This is a genomic window from Paenibacillus sp. MER TA 81-3 (assembly GCF_023713585.1).
In the GTDB taxonomy this organism is placed as follows: domain Bacteria; phylum Bacillota; class Bacilli; order Paenibacillales; family Paenibacillaceae; genus Paenibacillus_B; species Paenibacillus_B profundus.
The window spans coordinates 1-304 of record NZ_JAMAWB010000114.1 but is presented as its reverse complement, the minus strand read 5'-3'; the positions used below and the strand labels follow the sequence as shown (position 1 = coordinate 304).

Here is a 304-nt window from a genome sequence, read left to right as displayed (position 1 = left end):
GCGTGTAACCCGCTACTTCCGCGGCTGTCAGCTCCACCGTTTTACCTGTTACTCCGTCTACGGTCGTGGCTTCCGCCAGGACTTTATCCGTGCCTTGCTCCAGATAGTTCACGCTCAGCTTTTGTGCCGTTCCTTTGTAGTAGAACGTGTACACATTGCCTTCCGCTTTGAAGGTGTAGTTATCGCTGGACTTCACTGGCGTGTAACCCGCTACTTCCGCGGCTGTCAGCTCCACCGTTTTACCTGTTACTCCGTCTACGGTCGTGGCTTCCGCCAGGACTTTATCCGTGCCTTGCTCCAGATA

1 protein-coding gene is annotated in these 304 nt (G+C 54.6%); it reads right to left on the bottom strand.

What is annotated here, in order from left to right; translation table 11 throughout:
* Positions 1 to 304, bottom strand: a 304-nt coding sequence (locus tag M3650_RS31475; protein ID WP_251580295.1) for a MucBP domain-containing protein, incomplete at both ends; no start/stop codon positions are given.